9 protein-coding genes and 1 pseudogene are annotated in these 8,153 nt (G+C 53.2%); 6 read left to right on the top strand and 4 right to left on the bottom strand.

What is annotated here, in order from left to right; translation table 11 throughout:
- A partial coding sequence (locus ACP5D4_RS20040; RefSeq protein WP_428013381.1) for a WD40 repeat domain-containing protein occupies positions 1 to 941 on the top strand: 941 nt, incomplete at its 5' end.
- 14 nt (positions 942 to 955) lie between these two features.
- Here ACP5D4_RS20040 and ligA read toward each other — a convergent pair.
- Positions 956 to 2,989 carry an NAD-dependent DNA ligase LigA gene (gene ligA / locus ACP5D4_RS20035; RefSeq protein WP_428013380.1) on the bottom strand — a complete coding sequence of 678 codons (2,034 nt, stop codon included), beginning with the start codon at positions 2,987 to 2,989 and terminating at the stop codon, positions 956 to 958.
- Between the two features lie 393 nt (positions 2,990 to 3,382).
- Here ligA and ACP5D4_RS20030 point away from each other — a divergent pair, with 393 nt between their 5' ends.
- From ACP5D4_RS20030 to ACP5D4_RS20020, 3 genes are all read left to right on the top strand, one after another.
- On the top strand, positions 3,383 to 3,799 hold the full coding sequence (locus ACP5D4_RS20030) for a DUF423 domain-containing protein (RefSeq protein WP_428013379.1): 417 nt from the start codon (positions 3,383 to 3,385) through the stop codon (positions 3,797 to 3,799).
- Positions 3,800 to 3,887: 88 nt separating this feature from the next.
- The gene (locus ACP5D4_RS20025; protein ID WP_428013378.1) at positions 3,888 to 4,871 is read left to right on the top strand and encodes a hypothetical protein; all 984 of its coding nucleotides are present in this window, start codon (positions 3,888 to 3,890) and stop codon (positions 4,869 to 4,871) included.
- Positions 4,872 to 4,911: 40 nt separating this feature from the next.
- Positions 4,912 to 5,145 carry a hypothetical protein gene (locus tag ACP5D4_RS20020; protein WP_428013377.1) on the top strand — a complete coding sequence of 78 codons (234 nt, stop codon included), beginning with the start codon at positions 4,912 to 4,914 and terminating at the stop codon, positions 5,143 to 5,145.
- 116 nt (positions 5,146 to 5,261) lie between these two features.
- Here the strand turns inward: ACP5D4_RS20020 and ACP5D4_RS20015 are convergent, their stop codons facing one another.
- Entirely contained in the window at positions 5,262 to 5,603 is a 342-nt protein-coding gene (locus tag ACP5D4_RS20015) for a hypothetical protein (RefSeq protein ID WP_428013376.1), read from the bottom strand.
- A 524-nt stretch (positions 5,604 to 6,127) separates the two neighbouring features.
- On the opposite strand from ACP5D4_RS20015, the gene ACP5D4_RS20010 reads away from it, so the two are divergent.
- Together ACP5D4_RS20010 and ACP5D4_RS20005 are read left to right on the top strand one after the other, a co-directional pair.
- Positions 6,128 to 6,586 (top strand): HNH endonuclease, encoded by a 459-nt coding sequence (locus ACP5D4_RS20010; protein ID WP_428013382.1) that lies wholly within the window; start codon positions 6,128 to 6,130, stop codon positions 6,584 to 6,586.
- Between the two features lie 69 nt (positions 6,587 to 6,655).
- Complete coding sequence (locus tag ACP5D4_RS20005) at positions 6,656 to 7,045, top strand: alr0857 family protein (RefSeq protein ID WP_428013375.1); 390 nt, start codon at positions 6,656 to 6,658, stop codon at positions 7,043 to 7,045.
- A gap of 60 nt (positions 7,046 to 7,105) precedes the next feature.
- On the opposite strand, the gene surE is transcribed toward ACP5D4_RS20005, so the two are convergent.
- Both surE and ACP5D4_RS19995 read right to left on the bottom strand, forming a co-directional pair.
- Positions 7,106 to 7,792: a 5'/3'-nucleotidase SurE gene (surE, locus tag ACP5D4_RS20000; RefSeq protein ID WP_428013374.1), complete on the bottom strand. Its 687-nt coding sequence runs from the start codon at positions 7,790 to 7,792 to the stop codon at positions 7,106 to 7,108.
- A 174-nt stretch (positions 7,793 to 7,966) separates the two neighbouring features.
- Positions 7,967 to 8,153: pseudogene (locus tag ACP5D4_RS19995) on the bottom strand (hypothetical protein); the annotation flags it as partial.

Genomic DNA, 8,153 nt, shown 5'->3' with positions numbered 1-8,153 from the left:
CCGACGGGACAACCCTGGCTTCGGCCAGTGGAGACGGAACGGTGAAACTGTGGGAGGTCGAGAGCGGAGCACTTCTCCACGACTTCACCGATCACGAGGATGAGGTATTTCACGTGAGTTGGAGTCCCGACGGAACAACCCTGGCTTCGGCCAGTGCAGACACAACGGTGAAACTGTGGGATGCCGAGAGCGGAGAACTGCTCCACGACTTCACCGACCACGAGAATACAGTTATTCACGTGAGTTGGAGTCCCGACGGGACAACCCTGGCTTCGGCCAGTGCAGACACAACGGTGAAACTGTGGGATGCCGAGAGCGGAGAACTGCTCCACGACTTCACCAACCACGAGGATTGGGTCAGATACGTGAGTTGGAGTCCCGACGGGACAACCCTGGCTTCGGCCAGTGGAGACGGAACGGTGAAACTGTGGGATGCCGCGAGGGGAGAACTGCTCCACGACCTCACCGACCACGAGGGTGGGTTCTCTCACGTGAGTTGGAGTCCCGACGGGACAACCCTGGCTTCGGCTAGTGCAGACGGAACGGTGAAACTGTGGGATGCCGAGAGCGGAGAACTTCTCCACGACCTTACCGACCACGAGGATGTGGTCAATCACGTGAGTTGGAGTCCCGACGGGAAAACCCTGGCTTCGGCCAGTTTCGACGGAACGGTGAAAGTGTGGGATGCCGAGAGCGGAGAACTTCTCCACGACCTTACCGACCACGAGGATGTGGTCAATCACGTGAGTTGGAGTCCCGACGGGAAAACCCTGGCTTCGGCCAGTTTCGACGGAACGGTGAAAGTGTGGGATGTTGATGCCGATCGATTACTGGAAAAAATCTGTACGCGCCTCCAGAACTATCTGCGTGACAACCCCGAAGTGAGCGACGAAGACCGACATTTGTGCGACGGAATTGCCACGTCCCGCCCGTCCGATTAATCGCCCTCTGTTAACTATCCCTCTTCCAACAGTTCCAACAACGCTTCCTCCGACAACAGCGGAATTCCCAACTTCTCGGCTTTGGCCAACTTCGACCCCGCCGAATCGCCAACCACCACGTAATTGGTTTTCTTACTCACCGAACCCGTCACTTTCCCCCCGGCTTTCTCGATGAGCGATTTGGCCTCGTTGCGCGTCAGGTGGGGAAGGGTTCCGGTGAGAACGAAGGTTTGACCCTGTAGACGGGCGTTGCTTTCGGTTTCGGGTTGGCTGGCGGTTCCTTGCAGTTGCAATCCGGCTTCCCGCAGGCGATCGACCAACTCCCGATTCGCCGGAATCCCAAACCAATCTACAATGGCACTGGCAATAATTTCCCCAATTCCCTCGACAGCGGCGATATCCTCCACCGTCGCCGTCGCCAACTCGTCTACGCTGGGGAAACGCTGCGCTAGGGTTTGGGCGTTGACGCTTCCCACGTGACGGATTCCCAATCCGTACAGTACGCGAAACCAGGGTTGCTGTTTGGAAGACTCGATGGACTCAACGAGGTTTTGGGCGGATTTTTTCCCCATCCGTTCCAACACCACCAGAGTCTCGGGTTGCAACTGGTACAAATCCGCCACGGACTGCACGAAACGGCGATCGACCATTTGCGAGACTAGCTTTTCCCCCAATCCGTCGATATCCAACGCACCGCGACTCGCCCAATGTTTCAGCGACCCCCGCAAAATCGCCGGACAGGATGCGTTGACACAGCGCGTCACCGCTTCGTCTTCGGGCTTCACAACGGGTTGACCGCACTCGGGGCAGGAATTTGGCATTTCCACCGCTGGGGCGTTCTCTGGGCGCAATTCGAGGAGGACGCGCACCACTTCGGGGATGATTTCTCCGGCTTTGCGAACCACGACGGTATCGCCGAGGTGTAAATCCAGTTCTGCAATGCGATCGCCGTTGTGCAACGTCGCGCGAGAGACGGTGGTTCCCGCCAGTTCCACGGGTTGCAGGTTGGCGACAGGGGTTAACGCCCCCGTGCGCCCCACTTGTACTGTCACCGATTCGACGGTGGTGGGAACTTCTTCGGCGGGATATTTCAGTGCGATCGCCCATCGTGGGGCTTTTTGCGTAAATCCGAGGCGCTGTTGTAACTCGATGTCGTTGAGTTTCACCACCACGCCGTCTGTCATGTAAGGAAGTTGGCGGCGTTGGCTGTCCCAGCGATCGTAATATTGCGCCACGTCTTCCACGGAACGACAAATCGTCTGATTGGGATTGACGAGAAAGCCGAATTCTTGCAGTTTTTGCAAAGCTTCTTCGTGGGTGTGAAAGGGTCGATCGCCGTCTTCTCCGGGTATATATAAGGTATAGGCAAAAAATTGAAGTTGGCGTCGATCGACCACCCGAGGATCGAGTTGTCGCAGGGTTCCGGCCGCGGCGTTTCTCGGGTTTGCAAACGGGGCTTCGCCGTTGGCTTCTCGGTCTTGGTTGATTCGATCGAACGTCTCGATGGGCAAAAACGCTTCTCCCCGAACTTCTACGCGACTGGGGGGATTGTCAACTTGCAGTTTTAAAGGGATCGATCGAATGGTTTTAACGTTTTGCGTAATCTCTTCTCCGGTTTCTCCATCGCCTCGCGTCGCACCTCTCACTAAAATGCCGTTTTCGTAAGTCAACGCCAACGCCGAACCGTCGATTTTCAGTTCGCAAACATACTCGGGGTCGATGGGATTTTCCAGTTGGTTTTTCCAGCGTTTTTCCCAATTGGCAAATTCTTCGATGTTGAAGGCGTTATCGAGGCTGTAGAGGGGAATGTTATGTTTGACGGATTGGAATCGATCGGCGGGTTGGTCGCCAACTCGTTGCGTGGGGCTATCGGGGGTGACGAGTTCGGGATGTTCGGCTTCGAGGGTTTGCAGTTCTCGATAGAGTCGATCGTACACCTCATCTTCCATGATGGGGTTATCTTCGACGTAGTACGCATAGGCGGCTTTTTGCAGTTGTTCGCGCAACTGTTCGGCTCGTTTTTGAATTTTTTCTTTGGGGGGATTCATGGTGTTAATTAATAATCAATAATGGATGATAGGTTGGGTGGATGAACGGAACCCAACCATTACAAGTATTGCGTTTGAGATTCAAATCATGTCTTAATTTTAATACAAAAATATGCCTTTTGTCAATTTTTAAATGTTTTAAAAAATAAAAATGTTGCCGCTTAAATCTTGTTTTAAGTTACAATAATTGCAAGCATTATTTTTAACACTTAATTCATGTATGAATACAAAAACATGAATTTTATTAATTCTTGAAATAATGTAATTAAATCAATAAATATAAACGATTGAATTTTATTTCAATATAATTGTATTATTGGGTTTCGCTTCGCTTCACCCAACCTACATAAAATCATATAATTTAAGCGACTTGAAATCAATTTAATCAATCCCATGACCGACGCAAAATCTAAAATGTTTCTGACGCCGACGACCCGATCGATCCTCGCCTTCGGTGCAATATTCAGCGGACTCGCCGTCGCGTTGGGGGCCTTTGCATCCCACGGATTGCGGGGACAATTGAGCGATCGATCCCTGGAAACCTTCACCACGGGGGTACGATATCAGCTATACCACGGCTTAGCCTTGTTGGTGGTGGGATTGCTATCGCAACACCTGGCATCTCGGTGGTTGCAAAGCGCAGGTATCGCCTTCATCGCGGGAATTTTACTGTTTTCGGGGAGTTTGTACGGATTGAGTTTACAGGGAATTCCCCTCCTCGGAATCGTGACGCCCCTCGGTGGCGTGGCGTTCCTCCTCGGTTGGACTTGTCTGGCGATCGCGGCGATCGTCGCTAAGCCTCAAGCCTGAAGTTTTGTTGGTTAAGATGGCAAAAGATGACGGTCGATCGCACCCCGGCTCGATCGCGTCGCAGAGGGACAACTCGCCAGCACCTAAAATGACCGTTACAGTAAAAACCGAACGTACCTCGAAATTCCTCGAACCCGGTTTGTACGTCAGTTGGTTCGCCGCCGGATTCGCAGGGTTGGCGTTAATCCTGTCTTGGTTTCTCGGAAACACCGTCATCAAAGAAACCGTACAGGTTCCCCCCGAGGATTCCGTCGAACTGACGACGTTAGAACTGAAACCGAGAGCGATCGGGGCGACGCGCATCAACGCCGTGGCGCAAATTCCCACCAATCGCTGGGTGACATACGAACTGCAACTGCTTGACGCCGAAGGAAATCCCATCGCCTCCGCCCTCAAACAAGCCTGGAAAGAATCGGGAACCTGGTACGAAGACGGCGAATCGGGAACTTGGCAAGAATCCGATTTACGGGCGGGTTTGGACGTACAGGCGCAAAAAGACAAGGAACCCGTCACCCTCGCCATCGCCGTCTTGGAATACACCGACACCTCGGGAAATCCCATCGAACAAGCGGTTCCTATTCGCGTGAACGTACAACAGGGCGTTGTAGACGGACGGTATTTGTGGCCCGGTGCGATCGCTACGCTGATTTTAGCCTTCCTGACAGGGCGGGCGATGAAAGAAAGCGGACGCCTGGTGTTGAATAAAAGTATCCGCGATAGCGATGTGGGCGATCGAGCGGTGATGGGCGGAAAAAACAACCTCCTCAAACTCGATATCGATATCGCCTCCGACGAACACACTCCCCAAACGCTGCGAGTTCAACTGTGGATTCGCGACGGAAACGGCGAGGAAATCTACGCCAAAATTTACCCCGTTCGTCCTCGCCGCATTACGGAAGACATTTATAAATCTGAAGTGGTGGCGTATTTCCAATTTCCCGAAAAAGCCTCTTACGGATTTTACGTGGAAGTGACGCCAGACGGGCCGATCGATCTCACTTCTCTAAAAGTATTCGATCGCGTGCGCACTTCCGGTTCGGTAGAAGTGGTTCGCATCGAACCGGAGGTTTAAACCCAAACTTGAAATCTTTACCTTTTGAGACCCAACTCCCATGATTTTAGTTCGCCTGTTAGCCCTCTCGAGTTTACCCATCGCCACCTCCGCAGCCTGGGCGGGATACAGCCAGCGATCGGCCTTACAACTGCGACAAGAACAACAATCGGCCTATTGGCCCCGTCACGGAACCAGTCTTTCCGGCGGCTACTCGCGAGGGGTTTGGATTATGACCCCCAGTCGCAGCGACTACGGCGGCTTTCGCGGCGGCGGACCCGGAAGCGGGAAGTAATGGAGAGTTGAACGTTGACCATCGATCGCGGAATTTGGATTTGAGAGCAATTTGACTTAAAAACCCCGGTATCTGTCCGATACCGGGGTTTGTGGATTTTTAATGGGGAAGAGAAACTAGCCGTCCATACAATCAGAACTAATCGGAACCAAATCTCCTTGTCGCGTGAGTCCCAAGAACATGGGTTCGTGAGGCGGAATGGGTTTACCAGTTAGGACACAACGCTCCTCCTTCTCGGCTGTGGCGGGAATGCTGGCTCGAATGTCAGCCTTTGAAAACTGCGGTTTGTAGTCGCCGGACTTATACTGAACGTAATTCCAGAGGATGTCGCGAACCAGTGCCTGATACCCTTGAGACCCTGAAAGCTTCTTGAGTCTGTCCTTGAGTTCTCGCTCCAGACGGATGCTAGTCACTTCCATCTCCGTGGTCGAGGTACGAGGTCGAGTGGGGGTACGCATCGAAAATTTCCTCCAATAGGTGGACAATGCTTGTACTATTAGTGTAGTATGCAGAAAGTTAGAATGAAATACTAGCATTTCCCCAAAGAAACCGTGAAACCGCTTTCGCCCCAAGTATTCGATCGACCCTCCGTTTCTCCTGTCGTTGCAAGTACCTATTTCGGTATCGACGCAACGACCGGAGGCGAGATGTCGATCGAGAGAGAGCGAAACCGGTATTTCTCCGTCAGCGCAATTTTGCCAAACGGCGGGGAACTACATCACAACGAATCAAATTGCCACTCAGATCGAAAATCGATCGATCGTTACGATCTGTTTTTAAAACACATAGGACGCGGGGGGTATCGAAATGCCATCGGCCCCACCTAACTTGTTGTAAACCACTGTGTGACCCCCGCTTCTCCTGACCCGCGAAGCGGGGGTTTTGCGTAAGGAGACAAACCGTGACTGGTATAACAGGAATACCCGGTGTAACCGATGTATTGAGGCAATCGGTAGTTGTCTTTTCCCAGAACTACCTTCCCATCAGCCGCATTAACGTGCGACGTGCCATCGTCTTGTTGCTGACGGGGAAAGCCGAACCCCTGGATTTGACCGAAAATGCCAGTATTTGGCAAGTTCGATCGCCCTCAATGGTTCTCGAAGTTCCCGAACACATTCGCATGAAGTTCACTGGAACCGAACGCATCTGGAAAGTTCCCCGCGTCAACCGTCGGGAAGTCCTGCGACGAGACAACCACACTTGTCAGTATTGCGGTAGTCATCGAAACCTGACCTTAGATCACGTCCTTCCCAAATCCAAAGGCGGACCTCACAGCTGGGATAACGTCGTTACCGCCTGTAGTAGCTGCAACTCCCGCAAAGGCGATCGAACCCCCGCACAAGCCGGAATGAAGTTGCGATCGAAACCCAAAGCGCCGATGCACCCCACCGTTGCTTTCGCCGAACAGTTCTGGCGAGAACAAAAACTCGACAGGTTGTAACGGCGTTAACGGTGCAGTCGTCCGCCATCTGTCCCCCTCATTCGTCGTTCCCTACGGGGAAAGCCAGCCATGCTGAAGTTGACCTATACCGAAACCAACTTGCACCTGGAATACTTGGCGAGTTCCCCCGAGGAACTTGTCACCCGTCGCGTCAAACTTGCCATGCGGACGGGGACGCCTCTGTGTGTCGAACCGAGTCAAGCCTCGTTTTTGCTACCCGTGGATTTACCCGGATTGCAACAACTGGCGGAAACCGCGCGGCGCCAAGGGGTCGATTCCCTGGAACTCTATCCGGCTGACGAAGACTTCATCGAAGTCAGTTTGCGCGGGACTTGGCTGGCGACCGATGGGGACATCGCTGAAGGACTCTTCGTAACCTCGCTGACGCCGTTCTGCGAAACTTCGATCGCCAAACTCTGGAAAGCAGCGGCGATCGATGCCTCCTGCGTCCGCGATTGATTGAAAAAGTGAATTGAACCCAGACCCCCGACATCTCCCAAAATGCCGGGGGTCTAGCCTTTAAACCTGAATTTGCGTCACCGCAATCTTGCCCGAAAAACAGACATCCACATCAGTTTCCGGCATTCGTTGGCGTCCTTGATAGTTCCCCTCATAGACGAACGCCTCGCCGTCAAGGCGAAACTGAACGGGTAACGGACAGCGACTCGGTTGGCAAAACACGATTTCCGGGTCGTCGTCCCCATCGCAGTGGGGTAAATTAACGTTCCAAAACGCCCCGGATTCCAACGGTTGCGCCATCAGTTCCGTTAACACCTTCGTTCCCAACCGCATCGTCGTCTCCCAGTCGAGAGGTTTGAGACGGTTGCGATATTGCGAAATGGCAATCGCCGGAATTCCGTGAAACGCCGCTTCTCGCACAGCGGCGACAGTTCCCGAAATGTACTCGTCAACCCCCATATTCCCCCCAGCGTTAATACCAGACAGTACCCAACTCGGGTTCGGACAAAGGTGAGACAACGCCAATCGCGTACAATCGGCGGGAGTGCCACCAACTGCGAACTCCGTCGCGTTTCGCCGTTCCACGTGAATCGGTTGGTGGGTGGTGACTTGATGTCCGCAACCCGAGAGTTGTCCTTTCGGGGCGACGAACACCGGGGTTTCTGCCGTTACCTGTTTGAGAGCGTCGAGAAGGGCGAGGATTCCGGGGGCGTCGATACCGTCATCGTTGGTGAGTACGATGGCCATGGAGTGTCTAGAACTATGAGAATTGAAGCGTTGCCCTCACGTTACCACGGAGCGGGTAGTGCTGTCGTTGAGAATTGGGGTTTGTGGGGTTTTTGCGAGGTCTTTTGGGTACAGATCCCCGGCATCTTGGAGATGCCGGGGATCTGGAAATTGAGTGCGCCCAATTCGATGAATTTACATAATTGAGATGCACCCGTCGATGAGGGTGTGGACTTGGGGAAAGAAGAACTCGATAAAGTAGTCGAGATAGTCTTCGATGGCTTCTTCCCAGGGTTGGTCGTAATGGGCGTTTGGGGTATCCAAAACGTCCGCAACCCGAGAGTTGTCCTTTCGGGGCGACGAACACCGGGGTTTCTGCCGT

The organism is Baaleninema sp. (genome assembly GCF_049974805.1).
Taxonomy (GTDB): Bacteria; Cyanobacteriota; Cyanobacteriia; order Cyanobacteriales; family Geitlerinemataceae; genus Baaleninema.
This window is presented reverse-complemented; position numbering and strand designations above follow the sequence as displayed.